The organism is Pseudoalteromonas sp. Z9A4, assembly GCF_011378845.1.
Taxonomy (GTDB): Bacteria; Pseudomonadota; Gammaproteobacteria; order Enterobacterales; family Alteromonadaceae; genus Pseudoalteromonas; species Pseudoalteromonas arctica.
The window spans coordinates 13,818-34,145 of the sequence record NZ_WTLA01000004.1 but is presented as its reverse complement, the minus strand read 5'-3'; the positions used below and the strand labels follow the sequence as shown (position 1 = coordinate 34,145).

Genomic DNA, 20,328 nt, shown 5'->3' with positions numbered 1-20,328 from the left:
AATAATTATGGTTGAAACTCAAAGCGCATTAATTACAAATGATGCCGTTGTGCTTGGTCTGCTTGCTATTATTTTGGGATTTATTTTTAAAACCTCAAATAGTGAGCGTCCAGCTTTAAAACGATTTTATAAATACGTACCTGCTTTACTACTGTGTTACTTTTTGCCATCACTATTAAATACCTTTGGTATTGTAGACGGTAATAAATCCAATGTTTATTATGTGGCTTCGCGCTACTTACTGCCTGCTTGTTTAATACTGCTTACAATTAGTATTGATTTAAAAGCCATTATTAACTTAGGCCCGAAAGCGCTCATTATGTTTTTAGTGGGTACATTAGGCATTGTTATTGGCGGGCCATTAGCTATTTTAGTCGTGAGTGCATTTGATCCAAGTATTGTTGGTGGTCATGGGCCCGATGCAGTATGGCGCGGTATGACAACCGTTGCGGGTAGCTGGATTGGCGGTGGTGCTAACCAAGCCTCAATGAAAGAGATGTTTGAAGTTGGTGGTGATATATTTTCTGTAATGATTACAGTAGATGTAATAGTCGCGAATATTTGGATGGCTGTTTTATTGTTAATGGCAGCAAACCATAAAAAGATTGATGCAGCTACGGGGGCTGATACAAGCGCAATTGAAGACTTAAAAAAACGTGTTGAAGCCTATCACGCTGAACACGCGCGCATTCCTACTCTTAACGATTACATGACGCTGCTTGCAATTGCATTTGGTATAACCGGTTTAGCGCATTTTTGTGCTGACTTTTTAGGTCCGTACTTTGGCACTACTTATGAGTGGGCAAAAGAGTACAGCTTAAACAGTAAATTCTTTTGGCTAATTGTTATATCAACAACGATTGGCATAGGCTTATCGTTTACTAAAGTGAGACAAATAGAAGCGTTTGGCGCTTCAAAAGTAGCTTCTAGCTTTTTATATATTTTAGTTGCATCGATTGGTTTGCATATGAATGTAACCGCTATTTTTAATAACCCAGGGTTATTTTTAGTTGGTGCCATTTGGATGTTAGTGCATGCAAGTATAATGTTAGTAGTAGCTAAACTAATTAAAGCACCGTTATTTTATATGGCTGTGGGCTCGCAAGCTAATGTAGGTGGTGCAGCGTCTGCACCTGTTGTAGCATCAGCGTTTCATCCCTCATTAGCACCTGTTGGTGTCCTGTTAGCTGTACTGGGCTATGGTGTGGGTACGTATATGGCTTATATTTGTGGATTAATGATGCAAGCAGTTGCACCTTAAGGAATTTAAATGAAAGATAAAATTATTAAAATCAACGAAATTGAACTAGCAAACAACAAACCGTTTGTATTGTTCGGTGGTATTAACGTATTAGAATCTCGCGATTTAGCTATGCGTGTTGCAGAGCACTACGTAGAAGTTACGACGAAACTCAATATTCCTTATGTATTTAAAGCGTCATTTGATAAGGCTAACCGTTCTTCAATAAATTCGTACCGTGGTCCTGGTATGGAAGAAGGTTTAAAAATATTTGAAGAGATTAAAAACACCTTCAACATACCGCTTATTACCGATGTACACGAACCGCATCAAGCAGCACCTGTTGCTGAAGTTGTTGATGTAATTCAGTTACCAGCCTTTTTAGCACGTCAAACAGATTTAGTTGTGGCGATGGCTAAAACAGGTGCAATTATTAACGTGAAAAAACCACAGTTTTTAGCGCCACACGAAATGCGCCATATCATTACTAAATTTAATGAAGCGGGTAATAATAACATCGCACTTTGTGAGCGTGGTTCTAGCTTTGGTTACAACAACTTAGTGGTTGATATGCTGGGTATGGATGACATGAAAGCAATGGCGCCTGTTATTTTTGATGCAACACATGCACTTCAACGCCCAGGTGGCCGAGCTGATTCTGCTGATGGTCGTCGTGCACAAGCTGCAGAGCTTGCGCGCAGCGGTATGGCGCTGGGTATTGCAGGTTTATTTATTGAGGCGCATCCAAATCCTAACGAAGCTAAATGTGATGGCCCATGTGCGTTAGCACTTAGTAAGTTAGAAGGGTACTTAACGCAAATGAAAGCAGTTGATGATTTAATTAAAAGCTTTGCCCCACTTGATACAAGTGCAAGCGATTTATAATTAAGCATGATGTTTATTAAAAAGCGACTCAGGTCGCTTTTTTTATGCCTTTAATATACACAAACTTATATGATGTATATAATCCCACGCATAAGAAAAACTAATTCTAAGCTTGGTTATTATGTCAAGACGGGTACCTCCATTAAACGCATTAAAAGCCTTTGAAGCGGCTGCGCGCCATTTAAGTTTTACGAAGGCTGCAGAAGAGCTCTATGTAACGCAGGCGGCAGTAAGTCATCAAATAAAAACACTAGAAGAACATTTAGGCTTAAAGTTGTTTTTACGTAAAAATCGCTCATTACTATTAACTGAAGAAGGCCAAGGCTATTTTTTAGATATAAAAGAGATTTTTACTCAGCTTATTGATGCCACTGAAAAGCTATTAGCCCGTGGTGCTAAAGGTTCATTAACAGTAAGCTTAACACCCAGTTTTGCTATTCAATGGTTGGTACCTCGTTTGAGTTTATTCAATGAGTTACACCCAGAGATAGACGTGCGAATAAAAGCGCAAGATCAAGATGAAAACTCACTGACTGATGACGTAGATATTGCTATTTACTATGGAAGAGGTCATTGGAATGGCGTACAAGCGTACAAACTTCATACCGAATATTTAGTACCACTTTGTAGTCCTATGTTATTAAGCGGGCCAAAGCCGCTTGATCAACCTAGTGATTTAGCGCATCACACCTTATTGCATGACACGACACGTAAAAACTGGAAAACGTGGATGAAAACCGCAGGTGTGCGTAACATTCAGGTTAATCAAGGGCCTATATTTAGTCACTCTTCAATGGTGTTACAAGCTGCAGTGCATGGGCAAGGTGTGGCAATTGGTAATAGTGTATTAGCTAAACCTGATATAGATGCAGGGCGTTTGGTTATTCCGTTTAATCACAGTTTAGAGAGTAAAAATGCATATTACTTAGTACTTCGTGAATCGCAAACAGAGCTTGGTAAAATAGTCTCGTTTAAAGAGTGGATGCTGAGCTTAGTAGAGCATGAGCAGGAATATGAGTATTAATAATGATTGAATGGTTTAAAAGCACGGCGCAACCTGCAATTGCACAGTTTATATTTGCGCATGGCGCAGGCGCTGGTAGCGATTCTGACTTTATGCAGCACATGGCAAAATTAATAAGCGAGCAAGGTGTTGATGTTGGTTTATTTGATTTTGAGTATATGCAAATTGCTAAACAAACCAATAAACGTAGGCCTCCCGAGCGAGCGCCAAAGCTACTTATTTATTATGAGCAAATACTTGCGCAAACGCAGCCAGATTTACCGTTATTTATAGGCGGTAAATCGATGGGCGGACGCATGGCATCAATGCTTGCGTGCAGCACAGAGCAAAGACTTTCGGGTGTTATTGCATTTGGTTATCCATTTCATCCGCCGGGTAAGCCAGAAAAGTTACGCACCGATCATTTTGCTGATATTGTTTGCCCTTTTTTAGTATTACAGGGCGAGCGAGATACATTTGGTACACGTGAAGAACTACTTACTATGGAAATGCCAAAACAGCCTTTACTCACATGGCTGACTGATGGCGATCATTCATTAAAACCACGTAAAAAAAGTGGCGTAACTGAACTGCAAAATAGAGAAACAGCAGCGTTAAGTGCCGTTGAATTTATTAAGCAACAAGTAGAGATGTGTTAAGACTCGATTAGGGGATTAGATGATTAAATTATTTTTAATGGCCGGCAGTATTTTTTGTATGCTCTCGGTTATGTTAGGTGCATTTGCTGCCCATGGTTTAAAAAGCCGTTTATCGGAGTATTCATTAGGGGTTTTTAAAACAGCTGCTGAGTATCAAATGGTGCATGGCCTTGCACTTATTGCGGTGGCTATTTTAATTAAATGGGGCATAAACCTGAGTTGGGCTGGTGGCTTTTTTATAACGGGCACACTACTTTTTAGTGGCAGTTTATATTTACTCGCTCTAACAGATATGAAGTGGCTAGGGCCGATAACACCGCTTGGTGGATTGTGCTTTATTATTGGTTGGATTGTTATTTTAGTGCAAGTTGCACGATTTAAGTTTTAAAGAGTTTAAGGGTTAATATGTCTAGTGTTGTGATTTATTGTCGTAGTGGTTTTGAAAGCGATGCCGCTGCTGAAATAACGTTTCATGCTGCAGAGCAGGGTTTTGCAGGGTATGTAAAAGCAAAGCCAAATACAGGTTATGTTGTTTACGAATGTTTTGAAGCGCATCACAGCGACGAAATAATCAAAAAAGTCGATTTTAAAAATATGGTGTTTGCACGCCAATGGTTTGCCGGCACATTACTTGAAAACATGCCAGTAGAGGACCGTGTAAGTGCAGTAGTTGAAGCTGCTAAAGATTTTACATTGTGCTCAGAGCTACGTGTAGAAACGCCAGATACAAATGAAGGCAAAGAGCTTTTAACGTTCTGTAAAAAAATATCAACGCCGCTTAAAAAAGCCCTCGAAAAACAAAATACAGTACTGCGAGAGCCAAAAGCAAACCGCCCAGTAATGCATGTCATGTTTTTAACAAACAATACGGCTTATGTTGGTTACTCGTATAGCTTTAATAATTCTCCATTTTTCATGGGTATTTTACGCCTTCGTATGCCAAGCGATGCACCGAGTCGTTCAACGTTAAAACTCGATGAAGCGTTTAATGTATTTATTCCTGAGCAGCAACGTGAATCACGCGTGGCAGCGGGTATGCGCAGTGTTGATTTAGGTGCATGCCCGGGTGGTTGGACTTATCAGCTTGTACGCCGTGGTATGTTTGTAAGTGCGATTGATAACGGTCCAATGAACGACGATTTAATGCAAACGGGGCAAGTTAAACATTTTAGAGCAGATGGTTTTAAATATCGCCCAGAAAAAAGAAATATTACTTGGTTAGTGTGCGATATGGTAGAAAAACCAACCAAAGTGACGACGCTAATGATTGACTGGGCAGTAAATGCATACGCAAAAGAGTTTATATTTAACTTAAAGCTACCTATGAAAAAGCGCTTTGATAGTGTTTATGAGTGTCTTTCGATGATCAGAAAAGAGCTTGAGAAACATGGTATTAATTACGAGTTACAAGCTAAACATCTCTATCATGATCGTGAGGAAATAACCGTTCATTTAAATGTGACTAAAGTGCCACAAAATCTATACAGCTAACATTTTCATGTGGTAGTAAAAATGGGTCGCTAGACCCATTTTTACTTTTAATTTCTGTATTTAGGACGATAGTTATCAACCCATAAACGCGTTGCACCACACACTGCAACGGGCATAACGATTAAGTTTATAAATGGTATAGCGGTTAATAGCATAACGGCAAAACCAAACCCATATGACAAACCTTGTTTAGCTTTTAAATCGTCTTTCATCTGTTTAAAGTCAATTTTGTGGTTATCAAACGCATAGTCTTCGTATTGCACAGCGTACATCCAACAGGTAAATAACACCCACAGAATTTGCCCTATGACAGGTAATATCCAAAGTAATATAAAAAAGCCAATAGCGCGGGGAAGGTAGTAACAAAGCTTTGTCCACTCACGGGCAAGCATTCTAGGTACATCTTTAACTAATTCAGAAAAACCGTCATCATTAATTTTTTGACCCGTTAAATAAAGCTCCACTTTTTCGCTTAATAAAGCATTAAAGGGGGCTGCAATAAAATTAGTAATTATAGTAAATAGCATACTGTAGCTAAATAATACGACTAATACAGCAATTGGCCACATTAGCCATTCAAGCCAGCTTAACCATTCTGGTAGCATGTTACTGATGTAGCTAAAGCTATCACTTAGCCATCCAAATAAGAAAAACAACGAACTACCAAATAGTAAAACATTAATTAAAAGCGGGATAAGTACAAAACGCTTTAACCCTTTTTGGCTAATTAATTTAAATCCCGAAAAAAAATATTCCATACCTTGTGTGATCTGCACTGTAACCTCAAAAAATATTCACCATTAGCGACAGTATAAATAGCTTAATTATTTTGAACAGTATTTTTAAGTAACAAAGTGTTAGCTTTAATACGTTGGTTTTACTCATATAGTAGTAATAGGCGTTCATAAATATGTAATTATTAATAGAGGTCGGGCTGATTGCTTTTTTACTAATAAAATAAAAAACTTAATAATCATGACTATACTTAACTTTACTACGTAGAAAAAAAGCATCTGCTTGAGGCTTTTTGTTGTATCAATATGTATAAATAATGCGAGCAAATGGAAATGGGTACTGATAGGTTAAAAAAGTTATTATCTCACCAGCAAGGTATTTTATCTAAAATTGCATTAGGGGTACCTTTAAATGAAGTACTTACTGAAATTTGTTTATCAATAGAGCAGATTATTGATGATGAATCTGCTAGGTGTTCTATTTTATCAGTTAAAGGCCAGCAGCTTTTTCATTGCGCAGCCCCTAATATTCATCCAGAGTACTGTAGTTTGCTTAATGGGGTTCACATAGGGCCAAAGGTGGGATCATGTGGTACAGCAGCATTCTCGAGATCTCGCACAATTGTAGAAAATATTGAAACCTCACCGCTGTGGGAGGAATTTAAAGATTTAGCGCTAAAGTTTGATCTTAAGTCATGTTGGTCAACACCTATTTTTTCAACTCAAGCTGATTTGTTAGGCACCTTTGCTATTTATCACAGCACCCCTAAAGCTCCATCAGAGCAAGATTTAGAATTAATAGATTTTTTTGTGCACTTTTCAAGTATTGCTCTTGAGAAAAGTAACGAATTTGAGAAGACAAAACAGCTCGTCGTTAATTTACAGCACAGTAATGAAAAATTCAAAGCCTTCACCAAAGTAATGCCTGATCTCATCCTCATCTTAAGTGAAGATGGTGTATATACCGATATTTATGGTACCTCTAATGAGTTACTGCTTGATTCGACTACGGATCTTATTGGTGGAAACGTTCAAGATCTGCTTCCTCAAAAAGATGCGCAGATGATAATGGACGTAATTGAAAAAACACTTTCGACTAACGAGATGCAAATATTTGAATATGAATTAAATGTCCCGAAAGGGAGTATAGTTTTTGAAGGCCGAGCTGCTGCATTAGATCATTACCATCCTAACAATCCTACAAAAAGGCATATAGTATGGATGGCCAGAGATATTTCAATAAGGAAAAAAGCAGAGCAAGAAGTCCATAAACTCGCTTTTTACGATCCATTAACTAGCCTTCCAAATAGAAGAATGCTTAGCGACAGATTAAGCATATGTGTAGAAAATGTAAAATGTACCAAAAATATAGGAGCATTATTATTTTTAGACCTAGATAACTTTAAGCGTATTAACGACTCGCTAGGGCACAGTGCGGGCGATGAAGTACTTGTAGAGTTATCAAAAAGGTTAAGCGAAATAATAAAAGGCTCCGATACGTTGGCTCGAGCGGGCGGTGATGAATTTATTATTCTACTTAAATGCGTTGGGCAAAATACACAGCAAGCTAGCCTTGAGTGCAAAAGCGTTACTAAAGAAATTCAAAAAGCTTTTCATGATAAGTTTGAAGTGGGCAAGCTTGCGTTTCAAGTAAGTTGTAGCATCGGTATTTGCCTAATTGATAGCGTAAATACACAGGCTGGCAATATATTAAAATTTGCAGATACTGCTATGTATCGCTCTAAAAAGAAAGGGGGTAATAGCAGCAGCTTTTACGATCCAGCCTTGCAAACATTACTTGAAAAGCAAACAGAGCTAGAAACCGACATAGTGAGAGCGATTGCGTCTAATGAGTTTTGTGCTTACTTTCAGCCACAGATGAATACGCAGGGGGATGTTGTTGGTGCTGAAGCTCTCATTAGGTGGAACCATCCTCAAAGAGGGCTGATAACAGCAAACGAATTTATACCTATTGCGGAGCAATACGGACTTATTCAAAAACTACAAAATATTGTTTTGCATGATATATGTATTTTAATTAACGAGCTTAAAGTAAGCACTATCATTGACGACTCGTTTAGTGTTTCAATTAATATTAGTCAAAGTCAGTTCAATTCATCAAATTTAAAAGGTGAGCTGTTCAACACTATCAATAAATTTGATATTCGAGCATCACAAATTAAGTTAGAAATAACCGAGTCAATGCTCTCTAGTGATATAGATTATACAATTAGGCAAATGAAAGAGCTCATTGCGGCTGGCTTTTTATTTTCTATTGACGATTTTGGAACAGGGTACTCTTGCTTAGCTTATTTAAGTGCGCTTCCTGTTAAAGAATTGAAAATAGATAAAAACTTTATTGATAAAATTTTAGATAATGGAATTGGCTTTAATATTGCGCAAACAATTATTAGTTTAGGAAAAAGTTTAAACTTAGCCGTAGTTGCAGAGGGCGTAGAAACAGCAGAGCAATATGACTTACTTAAAAAAATGAACATTGACACTATGCAAGGCTACTTAGTTGCAAAGCCGATGGATAAAGAGCGTTATTTAAAATGGCATAGTGCTAAAACCAATCTGCAATAATACTAAATCAATTTTTGGGATTAAATCTGACGCTAACAGTGTTAAAAATTTCTGATATACGACTGCGTAGATGCAGGAAGTAGATCAATCCAGAAGCAATTAGTGATAACAACTAAATAACGAAATTTTTGCCTTGTTATCGACACGGTTATCTCCAAAATTGATTACTTAAAGGCCAATATTTATTAATTGCTAATAACCAATAACCAATAACCAAGTAGAAACTTCGTATGTGCTAGGTCATTTTTGCTTTTTCTAGCTGCTAGAATTACCCAAATTATATGCTAAATAAGGACTAAAGATTTTTTGGTTAAACAATGCTAAGCTACGCCCGCTTGAATATATTATTTAAAGCTTAGTAAACTTATAACAATGAATGGAAGCTTTATGCAGTTAGTCGATTTGAACCCTAATGATCCCGATGTAGTAAATGTATTTGACGATATAGACCGACTTATAAATTCTTTATATCCTGTTGCTACAGCGCAGTCTCTGGAGTTAAACGAATTAACCTTACCCAATGTGTATGCTATTGGTTTAAAAACTGATGAAGGTATTATTGCCTGTGGTGCGATTGTAGAGAAATTTGATACTCAGCCTTATGGCGAAATAAGACGTTTATATGTAAAACCAAGTCATCGTGGTAAAGGGCTATCAAGACGTATTATGCAGATTTTATTACATCAAGCTGGCGAAAAGAAAATCCCGTTAATACGTTTAGAAACAGGTCCAAAACAAATAAAATCAATCAATTTATATGAAAATTTAGGCTTTAAACGCTGTAGCAGTTTTGGCTCATATGTAGATAACCCACAAAGTGTATTCATGGAATTAGGGCTTAGCCAATAAGCTTATTAACGCTACGACATGTTAAAGCTTAATGTGTCGTAAATATCAGGTCCATGATCATTCATTTTATTCTAATTTAGATTAGCTTAAAGAAGCTACTTATTATTGCTTTGCAATAAACGCCATGAGCAAACTAATCACTATAAAAATGCTTTTATGGTGATGCAAAAAATACTTCACTGTTTTTAACACCTGTCTTCGTATAAAATCTGCCTCGATAATTAGTGACTAACTTACAAAGCGAGAATTTTTATCTTTTCTAAAAGTAGCAATAAACAAATGAGCGAAATAACAGTAGTAACCCACAATGGTAATTTTCATGCAGATGACGTTTTTAGTATTGCGGTACTTAAACATGTTTTGCCAACGTTTAAACTGGTACGTACTCGCGATAAAGCGCTTATAGAAAGTGCCGGCTTTGTAATTGATGTAGGTGGCGAATACGATCCTGAAACTAATCGCTTTGATCATCATCAACGTGGTGGTGCAGGCGAGCGAGAGAATGGCATCCCTTTTTCATCATTTGGTTTAGTGTGGAAAAAATACGGCTTAGCGCTATGTGATGATAACCAAGCTGTTGCTGATAGAGTGGATTCAGGCTTAGTTTCAACCATTGATGCCATTGACTGTGGTCATGTTGAAGGTGTATCAAAAGGGATAAGCCTGAGCCAAACAATCTCAATGTTTAATCCTACATGGGAAGAAGAAAGTAACTTTGATATCTGTTTTGATGAAGCTGTTGAATTTGCAGCTCGCATGCTCATTCGTTTTATCGCCTCAGCTCACGGTAGTGTAAATGCAAAAGCGATCGTTGCTAAAGCAATTGAAAATGCAGAAGATGCCAGAGTAATCGTGCTTGAAAAATACACACCGTGGAAAAAAACAGTGCATATTTTATCAAGCGATGCGTTATACATGGTCTACCCATCGCATTCTGGGCAATGGATATTACAAACAGTACCCGTTGAGCCTGGCTCGTTTGAAGATAGAAAGCCGCTTCCTAAAGCATGGTCAGGTTTATCTGATCAAGCGTTTGTAGATGAAACCGGTATAGACGACGCTGTGTTCTGTCACAATGGTTTATTTATAGCGGGCACTAAGTCGTTTGAAAGCACAATGAAACTTGCCACTATGGCGCTTGAAGTGTAATTAATGCTTTGTAGTAAGTAATTGAACTAAAAATGAAAATAGTATAAAGTTCGAATGTTACACTTATGTTTCTTCGGTTTTTGATGTATTTGAACTAGATCAAATTCTTATAAGGACGAAGCTATAGTAGCTGGGCATAAAATCTAAGCTCAGTTACAAACTAATTAAAAGAAGAAATACAAATGAAAAAATTACTGCTTATTATACCAACTGTTTTATTACTAGCTGCATGTACCCCATCTGTGGATGATTATGTTGAAGATCCTGAGCTTTTATCTGAAGCAATGCAATCGTGTTCAAAAGCAGCAATGGAAGGTAGAGAAATACTTGGTGACAAGTGTGATAACGTAGCTAAAGCTCAAAAAAAATTAGTAGATAATGTACTTAAAGGTTTAATGAATTAATTCATTTTAAAGCTATATTATTTAATATTTTAGCTCCTCAATATGTTTCAAGTATTGCGGAGCTTTTCTATTCTTAAAGATGCATATTGATTTACAACGCCGCAAAATTTGTTCCTCAAATATACTCATAAACTCTCTCTTAGCATCACAAATATTATGCGGAAATATTTATTAAATCCTTATTTTATACGTGTTACCGAGCCGTGATTGATTAGCTAATTGTTTAACACCAAAAATCACTCGTTACGAGTAAAAATACTTGTTGGACTTAAATCTCTATTTTTCTTTTAATGCGCGCAATCAGCCGATACTCATTATTGGCATTAATTAAATAAAAGAGAAAGATAAATGAAAGAAACAACATCACTAGAACAAGCTCGTACGAGCTACAATGTTCGTCATTGGAGCCAAGGTTTTTTTGGTATTAATGATCAAGGTGATGTGTATGTTGCGCCCAAGGCTCATGCACCAGAGCAAACTATTGCATTAACAGATATCGCAAAGCAACTACAAGATAAAGGTTTAAGCTTACCTGCTTTAGTTCGTTTTCCGCAAATTTTACACCATCGTGTACACAGCTTATGCGGCGCATTTAATACAGCGATTGAAAACTATGGTTACCCTAAAGACTACTTATTAGTTTACCCAATAAAAGTAAACCAACAACGTGAAGTGGTTGAAGAAATAGTAGCAAGCCAAGCACAAGTAGAAAAAAAGCAACTTGGTTTAGAAGCAGGCAGCAAGCCTGAACTACTTACGGTATTAGCACTGGCTGAAAAAACCAGCGCTGTTATTGTATGTAATGGCTACAAAGATAAAGAATACGTACGTTTAGCACTTATTGGCGAAAAGCTAGGTCATAAAGTGTATATCGTACTTGAAAAGCTTTCTGAGCTAGACATGGTACTTAGCCAAGCAAAAGAGCTTAACGTAAAACCACGCATTGGTATTCGTGTACGTTTAGCGTCGCAAGGTAAAGGTAAATGGCAAGCGAGTGGCGGCGAAAAATCAAAATTTGGTTTATCTGCATCGCAAGTTTTGCATGTAGTTAATCGTTTAAAAGACGCAAACCAGCTTGATTTACTTCAGCTAGTACATTTTCACTTAGGCTCACAAATGGCGAACATTCGTGACGTACGTTTAGGTGTAAGCGAAGCTGCGCGTTTTTACTGTGAGCTACGTAAATTAGGCGCAGAAATTGATTGCCTTGATGTAGGCGGCGGTTTGGCTGTTGATTACGACGGCACGCGTAGCCAGTCGCATAACTCTATGAATTACAGCTTAGCTGAATATGCAAATAACATTGTGTACACCATTGGTGATACATGTAAGCAGTATGAGCAACCAATGCCGACTATTATTTCTGAGTCGGGTCGTGCGCTTACAGCGCATCATGCTGTGCTTATTTCCAATGTTATTGGTACTGAAAGTTATACGCCAGAAGAGTTAGTAGCGCCAGCGGCAGATGCACCACTTTTATTAAAAAATATGTGGGCATCGTTTGTACAGTTAACTGATTTAACGGATGACCGTGCATTAATTGAAATTTATCACGACAGCCAAGGTGATTTAGCTGAAGCGCATAACCAATTTGCACTCGGTTTATTAGACTTATCGCAGCGTGCGTGGGCTGAGCAAATTAATATCCGTATTTGTTATGAACTTAACAAGCACATGGATAACAAAAACCGTTTTCATCGTCCTATTATTGACGAGTTAAATGTACGTTTAGCCGATAAGTTTTTTGTAAACTTCTCGTTATTTCAATCGCTTCCTGATGCATGGGGCATTGATCAAGTGTTTCCGGTATTGCCATTAAGTGGCTTAACGCAAGCACCAAAAAAACGTGCTGTATTACTTGATATAACCTGTGATTCAGATGGCGCACTTGAACATTACGTAGATGGACAAGGTATTGAAAGCACATTACCTGTACCAGAGTTTAGTGCTGATAAACCTTATTTAATGGGCTTTTTCTTGGTGGGTGCTTATCAAGAAATTTTAGGTGATATGCATAACCTGTTTGGCGATACGCACAGCGCAATTGTTAATATGGATGAGCAAGGCGTTGCAAGTATTACCGAGATAAACCAAGGCGACACTGTTGCCGATATGATGCGCTATGTACATTTAGATGTTGAAAGTTTTCAGCAATCATACGAGCAGTTAGTAAGCACTAAAATTGAAAAACACGAACAGCAAAGCGTTTTAGACGAGTTGCAAAGCGGCCTTGATGGCTACACTTATTTAGAAGAGTTATAAGCAATGTCGACTTTGTTTGGTCACGCAGATCACTCATTGTACTCAAATGGGATGACGTTTTTGCGTCGTCCTATGGTGCAAAATATTAATGCAATTGATGCAGACGTAGTCGTTTTAGGCTTACCGTTTGATTTAGCGACATCGGGTCGCCCTGGTGCACGTTTAGGTCCTGATGCGATTCGTCGTGCATCGGTTCATTTAGCATGGGAAGACACTAAGTACCCGTGGACGTTTCCGTTGTTTGAGCGTTTAAAAGTGGCAGACGCAGGGGACTTTACTTACCCTGTTGGCGATCCTGAGTATTTTACTGCGCAACTAGAAATGGCTGCTGAGCAAATACTTCGCCAAGGTAAAACGTTATTAGGTTTAGGGGGCGATCACTTTGTGACGCTTCCGCTGTTACGCGCTCACGCAAAAATACATGGCAAAATGGCGCTGGTACATTTTGATGCGCACACAGATACCTATAGCAACGGCTCGCGATTTGATCACGGCACTATGTTTTATCATGCGCCAATGGAAGGGCTAATTGATGTTGAGCACAGTATACAAATAGGTATTCGTACCGACTTTGATCAAAGCAAACATGAGTTTGCTGTGATTGATGCAATGCATGCCAACGATTTACATGCAAATGATATTGCAGCGCAAATACTTGAACGAGTAGGTGACCTACCTGTTTACTTAACGTTTGATATAGATTGTTTAGACCCTGCGTTTGCGCCTGGTACAGGCACTCCTGTGTGCGGTGGTTTAACGTCAGATAAAGTACTTAAAGTACTGCGTGCGCTAAAAGGCATAAACATGGTAGGTATGGATGTGGTAGAAGTATCACCTTCGTACGACCAAAGTGAGCTTACCGCAATTGCCGCAGCAACCATTGCGAGCGAATTACTGCATTTGTGGACGCATAAAAATAAGTACTAATTTTACAAATTTTGTACTATAAAAAAGGGTATGCGCAGGCATACCCTTTTTTATTTAGAGATATCGATTATTCTGCAGCTTAATTTCCTTTAACCAAATAACGCTTAGCCCAATAAGAGGCAGGTTAGTAGTAACAGGGTTAAATGCTTCAATAAGTAATTGTGGCTGCACTGCAACTACAGCGAGTAAAAGGCCAATTAACGCTAAAATATTTAAAATTACTAGGTGTTTATTTTTATAAAACACAAATAAACACAATCCAAATATAATTTCACCAACACCCGCCGAACGTGTAATTAAGTCAGACACTTCTGCTGAAAAACCAGCACTGCCAGTCATTAATTTTTCAAGTGGTGCAATATGATAAAGCTTTGGAAAAAGGCCATGATATATCCAACTTAAACTCACTATGTAGCGAGCAAGTTGAATATAACTGCGATTATTTCCTAGCATTGTCAATACGCTCTTGTGCACTTGGGTGGCTAGACAAGTACTCTAAAAAGTCATTTACTTTTTCTAGGTGTTCGTTTTCGCTGGTATGGCTTTCTTGTAGGGCCTCTATTGCATCAGCAAAGTCATTACTCGAATACCCAAGCGACTCTAATTGAGTGAGAGCAAAGCTATCTGCCTCGCGTTCCATATCTCGTGAAAATCCTTGCTGAGCAAACGATGCACCTGTACCTAACGCAACCTCTGCAACCCCTTCTAAATCACCAAATACAACCGCTAACACAATCGTACTTGCGGCAGATTGTGCTGTAATACGTACGCTATGCTGGTGGACTACATGGCCCATTTCGTGTAGCAATACCGCTTTTAGTGCATTGGGTTTATCGGCAAGTAAATTTGCTAAATCATCTGTGACCACGATACGGCCATGGGGTAGTGCAAACGCGTTAGCACCAAAGCTGTCTGATTTATAAAACGATAATCTATAAACCGATTGATCAAGCGATAACGCATTAAGCATACTTGTAAAATGTGCTTGTACTTTAGTTTGCTGCTCTGCGGGCAGCTCACTTGGGTCAAGCGCAATCTTTTTAATTAGTGTAAAGCTTTGCTCCCCCATTTGTTCCACAACATTACGTGGCAGGGTATCAACACTGTAAACAGCAATGGCCGGTACCGCTTTATAAAGTACTAACCACATAAAAAGCGGTGTAAATATGACTGCGGCTAAAATTGCCCATTTACTTTTTTCAAGGCGCTCCATTATGTGATGGTTACTTTCTTTAAATGGCCATCTGTAACTTACATCAAGAGGGATAAAACGACTGCCATCTTCAAAGTTTAGTTCGTCGGCAAGTCCTGCCATCCCCGAACTTAATTTTAGACTTGAGATTGCGTGGCGAGCTATAACGTGTTCATCATTGATAACTTCAACGTGTGTGTCGCTAATAGTTGCAACACACACTTGATAGTTACTCGATGCGATGGGGAAAAAATGTCCCTTTACATGCATAGTGAGCTCTTAAGTTAGAGAAAGGTCAATATCAAATACGTTTGCAGCTTCTTCAGCAAATGATGACTGCTGTTCTTGCGCGGTATCGACTAGGTTTAATGCACCAGGATAAATAGTGACGTTAGTTACATCAGCGAGCATTTTTGATGTACGTACTTTTGTCCATGGGTATGCAAGCCCTAAAGAAAATACAATAGCCAACATGTTAGTGAGTAGTAAAACAGCGAAAGGAATTGGTTTTAGCTCTGATTTAAATGTAGCAACGCCTTCAAAATGGCTGTTATCAAAAATGTGATTTCTAATAGCTGCGTGCCATACAGCAGAAACAATGGCAATCATTAGCACATAGGCAATCATCATAAAGATAGGAAGGATAGCCATAGCAGCAGAGTTTTCTAAATTTTGTTGATTTTCAACATCTAATAAATTGAGGCCAAATAATCCTAAAATTCCCATAAATACCACCATGGTGATAGAGCTTACTACAAAGCAAATAAGCGCTGTTAGGTAATAGGTTTCGCCTTTTAGATTTACAGTAAGTGGTTTGTCACCGTAACTAATATTGCTATGGATATAGCTATCAATACGTTTTATAACATAAGGCATTAATAAATAAAGCGTAAATATGCTGGCGATAGGCAAAAGTATAAAGTTAACAAAGGCTTCGCCATAACTGCCTTTAAAAGCAAAGCGAACATTACGATGGCGGCTCATACGCAGATTAAAACGTAAACCTTGGTTAATAATCCATGGCATTAAAAAGATAAAGCCAAAAGCAATAAACAAGCCTAAAATAGGCATAAAGCTGATAGAGAAAGTGTAAATAAAAAACACAATAATCGCTAAAATCCGACCTTTCAAAATCTGTATTGGCGTTGCTAGGTAGTCAAAACTATGACCATCTATGCGGGTGTGGCCATAAAAATAACGATGCGTACGTACTTTAGCCCACGCTGAGTATATGCCAAGCGTAATAACGCTAAGTAATATATTTACAATCCAAATACCAAAAAACTCACCGCCTTTACCACTAAACTGCACTTTTCCGCTAAAAATAGGTTCAGCTGGCTCATTTATTGGTGGAGTTGTTTCAGAGGGGGTAGGGTGTATTGATTCCATTAAAATTATATCCATGTTTTTTTTGTTAATTTACCTATTTTTAGTGCAAAATTCAATATTTATAATGTTTGCAGCTTTTCTGCAAGCACCTAAAATAGGCAGTGCATAGGTTTTTACACTCATTATTTAATGCGCTCCATAAATATTGTTACATGTCGTGTTTTTAAACTTGCTTACCTTTTAATATTTAATTAAACAACTATAAATAGAGTTAGTTGTATTATAAATATAACGTTATTAATTATGTATTAAGCGCGCCGAGGTACACTTAAGTAAGTTGATTTATATATCAAAATAATTAATTGTTACCGTTATTAATTGTTACCGTTATAGTGCTGTAAGTTAAATGAAATTATTGGTGCTTATCATCGTTGAAATAATATTAGGATACTTATTATGCTTCACGCGGTAGTTTTGGGGGGATTAGAATTTAGCCCGCTGATTGTTTATTTCCCAATTGCGTTTATTTTAACAGCGCTGACTCGTTTTGTTTTGCATCGATTAGATTGGCACGATCGTATTTGGAAGGTGGCTTGGTTTGAAGTGTCACTATTTGTTTGTTACTTGGCACTGGCCGTCTATTTACTAAGTGGAAGATAAATTGAATGATTAACTATCTGCGTATTACTTTTACTATAGTGGTTGTTATAGCTGCGGTTTTTGCTGGGCGTTGGGTGTGGACTGACTACATGCATACTCCTTGGACACGCGACGGTCGCATTCGAGCCGACATAGTTACAGTTGCTCCAGACGTTTCGGGTTGGGTTACAGCTTTAAATATTAAAGATGGTCAAAGTGTGAAAAAAGGCGAAGTTCTTTTTAATGTTGATCAAAAGCGTTATCAAGCAGCGCTTGATAAAAGTAAAGCCAATAAAGAAAATGCGCTATATACATGGGAACTTGCTAAACATAAATACGAAAGGCGTGTTGAGCTAAGCACCCAACAGGCAATAAGTGAAGAAACACTAGAATCAACACGTATCAACACCAAAATTGCTGAGGCAAATTATAACCTAGCTAAAACAGAGCAAACAATTGCGCAATTAAATGTTGATAGAACTAAAATTGTTGCGCCTGCATCGGGGCAAATAATTAATCTAAATTTACGCCAAGGTAACTATGTAGCTCAAGGCACACCTGTGTTTGCTATCGTGCAGTCAGATTCATTTTACGTAACGGGTTACTTTGAAGAGAGTAAAATACCGCTTATTTATCCTGATCAAAAAGCTAAAATAGCGCTTCTAAGCGGTGGTAAGCAATTAACGGGGCATGTAATGAGTGTAGGTAAAGCAATTGCAAATACGAATACACAAAGTAACGGGCAGCTTTTACCACAAGTACAACAAACATTTAATTGGGTACGTTTATCGCAACGTATTCCTGTTGATATTAAGTTAGATTCATTGCCCGAAGATCCACAGTTAAGCGCAGGAATGACCGCCACAATACATCTCGCTACACGTTAAGGGGAAGACAGTGGGCGTTGTATTAAAAAATTTGTTTTTTCCTAAAAAACAGGCAATTATTTTTGCGACTAAGGGCGTTATAGCGATGGTAATGGCGCTTACTATTGCTATGTGGCTTAATCTTGAAAGACCTTATTGGGCGTTAGTCTCGGCTATATTTTTGCAATTACGCCCGCAAAGCGGATTGGTTATTGAAAAAGCAATTTGCCAAATAATAGGCACCATAGTGGGTGGTTTATTTGGCATATTGCTTTTAACTCAGCTAATTCTCTACCCTTATTTAGCGCTCGGTGCATTGGCATTATGGTTGGGGGTAAACTCTGCGTTATCGGCAATGGTACGCCAAGCAAACTTTGTTTATGCGTTTGCAATGGCAGGTGTAACAGCCGCTATTATTGTACTTTTAGTCATGGTTACTCCGGCAATGGTGAGCAGCCAAAGCATATTTGATATTGCACAAGCGCGCGTGAGTGAAATAGTAATAGGCTCAATATGTGCAGGCCTTGTGAGCCATTTGTTTTGGCCTGTAAAAGTTAAACACTTACTGCAAGTACAAGCGCGGTCGGTTATAAACCAAACGTTAGATTATTTAGTAACTGAGCTTGATTCTAAAGGCTCGCACGAAAATCGCCATCAGCAAATTGATGGCATTATGGCAACATTAGGATCTATAAACGAAGACTCCAGCGCAGTAAGGTACGAAGGGCCAAAAGGTCCAGGGCGATCACGTGCTGCAAATCAATTGTCGCAAAAAGTACTTTCTTTACTGGCTTCAATTCAAATAATTGGTCGCCTGCAACGAAACCACGCAGACCTTATTACTCCCACATTAGACAAATTAATAAGTAAACTTAAACACGTATTCGCGCAAATTAAAGAATCTGACGATTTTGATTACTGCGCCGAACAAGTTAAAATGCTACGTAAAGAGCTAACCGACTATAGAGCAAATACGGTATGTGATTCGCCATTTGAATCTCACATGCTCAATGTGAGTTTAGAAGTGGCAGCCGACTTAACAATTTTACTACGGGCATACAGAGCTTTAGAACAACGCGATAAAACATTATTAAATACACCCAGTATGCTTACATATCGCGACCCATTAGCTGGCATTATTGTTGGATTTAGAACTGCTTTGGTGTTTTCTATCGGCGCATTTATTTGGATTAATACAGGTTCTTCAGCTGCATTATTAATTATGATTTTACCGGTCATATTTTCGATAATGCTGGCGCGAATACCCTTGGCTATTTTACAGGTTGTAATTAAACGTTTGTTGGCAGGTATAATTGTTGCTACTTTTGTGACTATTTTTTATGCGCTAAATTTACTGTCGCAAAGTGGTGGGCAATTAGAAATATTGTTGCTTGTATTAGCTGGCCCGTATTTTTTGGGCTTGCTGTTGCTCGCTGATCAACAAACATTGCCATACGGCTTAGGGTTTTGTATTCCATTTACTATTTTGGTTAGGCCCAGTACGGATATGAGCCTTGCGTTTTCAATTGATTATACACTTAGTTCTGCAATCGCTATTTTTGCTGGCGTGAGTATTTTATTTTGGATTTTTCAGTTATTTACAGGACCAAGTGTTCAGTTACTTGTTCATCGTGTTTTTAAGGCTACCTATAAAGATTTACTCGAAATAAATACCCATCAAACTCCGAGTATTTGGTACAACCGCCGCATGGCTGATAGGTTAATCCGTTTAACTAATTACGATCAGGGTTCACACTCACGCGCTATTACCGATCTGGCTCTAACCGGTCTAAACTTAGGGCATGCCTCAGTGCGATTAAAATCAATTTGCGAAAACCTTGCTGGTGACACAAAGCTAAAATACTTAAATGAGTGGCAACGCACGTTGGCTGATGCATTTATGCTTGCTACCAAAGGTAAGTTTGATGAAAACTTTAAGCAAGCGTCTGATAATCTTTATAACGAATTAGCCGCATCTGTTGGTGATTCAAACCAATTAGAAGCAATAAAAGGGATGTTTATTCGCATTAATCTGACCTTTGAAAGAAGTGCCAGCAAGATAAATTAACCTCATTCGCTGCTTTTCGAGTTCAGATGTTATAACGAAATCTGT

The 20,328-nt window shown here is 38.2% G+C and carries 19 protein-coding genes; 15 read left to right on the top strand and 4 right to left on the bottom strand.

Going from position 1 to position 20,328, the window contains the following annotated elements; genetic code table 11:
• The first annotated feature begins 7 nt into the window (after positions 1-7).
• The 6 genes from GQR54_RS04735 to rlmM all read left to right on the top strand — a co-directional run bounded on the left by GQR54_RS04735 (position 8) and on the right by rlmM (position 5,278).
• Entirely contained in the window at positions 8-1,261 is a 1,254-nt protein-coding gene (locus GQR54_RS04735; protein ID WP_007583967.1) for a DUF819 family protein, read from the top strand.
• A 9-nt stretch (positions 1,262-1,270) separates the two neighbouring features.
• Positions 1,271-2,125, top strand: a complete 855-nt coding sequence (gene kdsA / locus GQR54_RS04730; RefSeq protein ID WP_166376711.1) for a 3-deoxy-8-phosphooctulonate synthase — start codon at positions 1,271-1,273, stop codon at positions 2,123-2,125.
• 121 nt (positions 2,126-2,246) lie between these two features.
• Positions 2,247-3,149, top strand: a complete 903-nt coding sequence (locus GQR54_RS04725) for a transcriptional regulator GcvA (protein ID WP_166376710.1) — start codon at positions 2,247-2,249, stop codon at positions 3,147-3,149.
• 2 nt (positions 3,150-3,151) lie between these two features.
• The gene (locus tag GQR54_RS04720; protein ID WP_166376709.1) at positions 3,152-3,787 is read left to right on the top strand and encodes an alpha/beta family hydrolase; all 636 of its coding nucleotides are present in this window, start codon (positions 3,152-3,154) and stop codon (positions 3,785-3,787) included.
• A gap of 19 nt (positions 3,788-3,806) precedes the next feature.
• A complete protein-coding gene (locus tag GQR54_RS04715) occupies positions 3,807-4,175 on the top strand; it encodes a DUF423 domain-containing protein (RefSeq protein WP_007583972.1) in 369 nt (122 codons plus the stop codon).
• Between the two features lie 17 nt (positions 4,176-4,192).
• Positions 4,193-5,278 carry a 23S rRNA (cytidine(2498)-2'-O)-methyltransferase RlmM gene (gene rlmM / locus GQR54_RS04710; protein ID WP_166376708.1) on the top strand — a complete coding sequence of 362 codons (1,086 nt, stop codon included), beginning with the start codon at positions 4,193-4,195 and terminating at the stop codon, positions 5,276-5,278.
• A gap of 47 nt (positions 5,279-5,325) precedes the next feature.
• Here the strand turns inward: rlmM and cysZ are convergent, their stop codons facing one another.
• Positions 5,326-6,054 (bottom strand): sulfate transporter CysZ, encoded by a 729-nt coding sequence (gene cysZ / locus GQR54_RS04705; RefSeq protein WP_166376707.1) that lies wholly within the window; start codon positions 6,052-6,054, stop codon positions 5,326-5,328.
• Between the two features lie 291 nt (positions 6,055-6,345).
• Between cysZ and GQR54_RS04700 the strand changes: the two genes are divergently transcribed.
• From GQR54_RS04700 to speB, 6 genes are all read left to right on the top strand, one after another.
• Positions 6,346-8,598 (top strand): EAL domain-containing protein, encoded by a 2,253-nt coding sequence (locus GQR54_RS04700; RefSeq protein ID WP_166376799.1) that lies wholly within the window; start codon positions 6,346-6,348, stop codon positions 8,596-8,598.
• Between the two features lie 387 nt (positions 8,599-8,985).
• Positions 8,986-9,447 (top strand): GNAT family N-acetyltransferase, encoded by a 462-nt coding sequence (locus tag GQR54_RS04695; protein WP_166376706.1) that lies wholly within the window; start codon positions 8,986-8,988, stop codon positions 9,445-9,447.
• 279 nt (positions 9,448-9,726) lie between these two features.
• On the top strand, positions 9,727-10,596 hold the full coding sequence (locus tag GQR54_RS04690; RefSeq protein WP_166376705.1) for an MYG1 family protein: 870 nt from the start codon (positions 9,727-9,729) through the stop codon (positions 10,594-10,596).
• Positions 10,597-10,778: 182 nt separating this feature from the next.
• Positions 10,779-11,000 carry an EexN family lipoprotein gene (locus tag GQR54_RS04685; protein ID WP_166376704.1) on the top strand — a complete coding sequence of 74 codons (222 nt, stop codon included), beginning with the start codon at positions 10,779-10,781 and terminating at the stop codon, positions 10,998-11,000.
• Between the two features lie 348 nt (positions 11,001-11,348).
• The gene (gene speA, locus GQR54_RS04680) at positions 11,349-13,262 is read left to right on the top strand and encodes a biosynthetic arginine decarboxylase (RefSeq protein WP_033029053.1); all 1,914 of its coding nucleotides are present in this window, start codon (positions 11,349-11,351) and stop codon (positions 13,260-13,262) included.
• A gap of 3 nt (positions 13,263-13,265) precedes the next feature.
• A complete protein-coding gene (speB, locus tag GQR54_RS04675) occupies positions 13,266-14,189 on the top strand; it encodes an agmatinase (RefSeq protein ID WP_166376703.1) in 924 nt (307 codons plus the stop codon).
• Positions 14,190-14,243: 54 nt separating this feature from the next.
• Here speB and GQR54_RS04670 read toward each other — a convergent pair whose 3' ends face one another.
• From GQR54_RS04670 to GQR54_RS04660, 3 genes are read right to left on the bottom strand one after another with little or no spacing between them, the layout of a single operon-like run.
• Positions 14,244-14,642, bottom strand: coding sequence for a DoxX-like family protein (locus GQR54_RS04670; protein WP_166376702.1), 399 nt, complete (start codon positions 14,640-14,642; stop codon positions 14,244-14,246).
• Positions 14,629-15,651 carry a M48 family metallopeptidase gene (locus tag GQR54_RS04665; protein ID WP_166376701.1) on the bottom strand — a complete coding sequence of 341 codons (1,023 nt, stop codon included), beginning with the start codon at positions 15,649-15,651 and terminating at the stop codon, positions 14,629-14,631. Before GQR54_RS04665 ends, GQR54_RS04670 begins: the two co-directional genes overlap by 14 nt.
• 9 nt (positions 15,652-15,660) lie before the next feature.
• Positions 15,661-16,770, bottom strand: coding sequence for a YjgN family protein (locus GQR54_RS04660; protein WP_166376700.1), 1,110 nt, complete (start codon positions 16,768-16,770; stop codon positions 15,661-15,663).
• A 396-nt stretch (positions 16,771-17,166) separates the two neighbouring features.
• On the opposite strand from GQR54_RS04660, the gene GQR54_RS04655 reads away from it, so the two are divergent.
• From GQR54_RS04655 to GQR54_RS04645, 3 genes are read left to right on the top strand one after another with little or no spacing between them, the layout of a single operon-like run.
• Positions 17,167-17,370: a DUF1656 domain-containing protein gene (locus tag GQR54_RS04655; RefSeq protein ID WP_024611208.1), complete on the top strand. Its 204-nt coding sequence runs from the start codon at positions 17,167-17,169 to the stop codon at positions 17,368-17,370.
• A 5-nt stretch (positions 17,371-17,375) separates the two neighbouring features.
• The gene (locus tag GQR54_RS04650; protein WP_166376699.1) at positions 17,376-18,236 is read left to right on the top strand and encodes an HlyD family secretion protein; all 861 of its coding nucleotides are present in this window, start codon (positions 17,376-17,378) and stop codon (positions 18,234-18,236) included.
• Between the two features lie 10 nt (positions 18,237-18,246).
• Positions 18,247-20,283, top strand: a complete 2,037-nt coding sequence (locus tag GQR54_RS04645; protein WP_166376698.1) for an FUSC family protein — start codon at positions 18,247-18,249, stop codon at positions 20,281-20,283.
• The last annotated feature ends 45 nt before the right edge of the window (positions 20,284-20,328 follow it).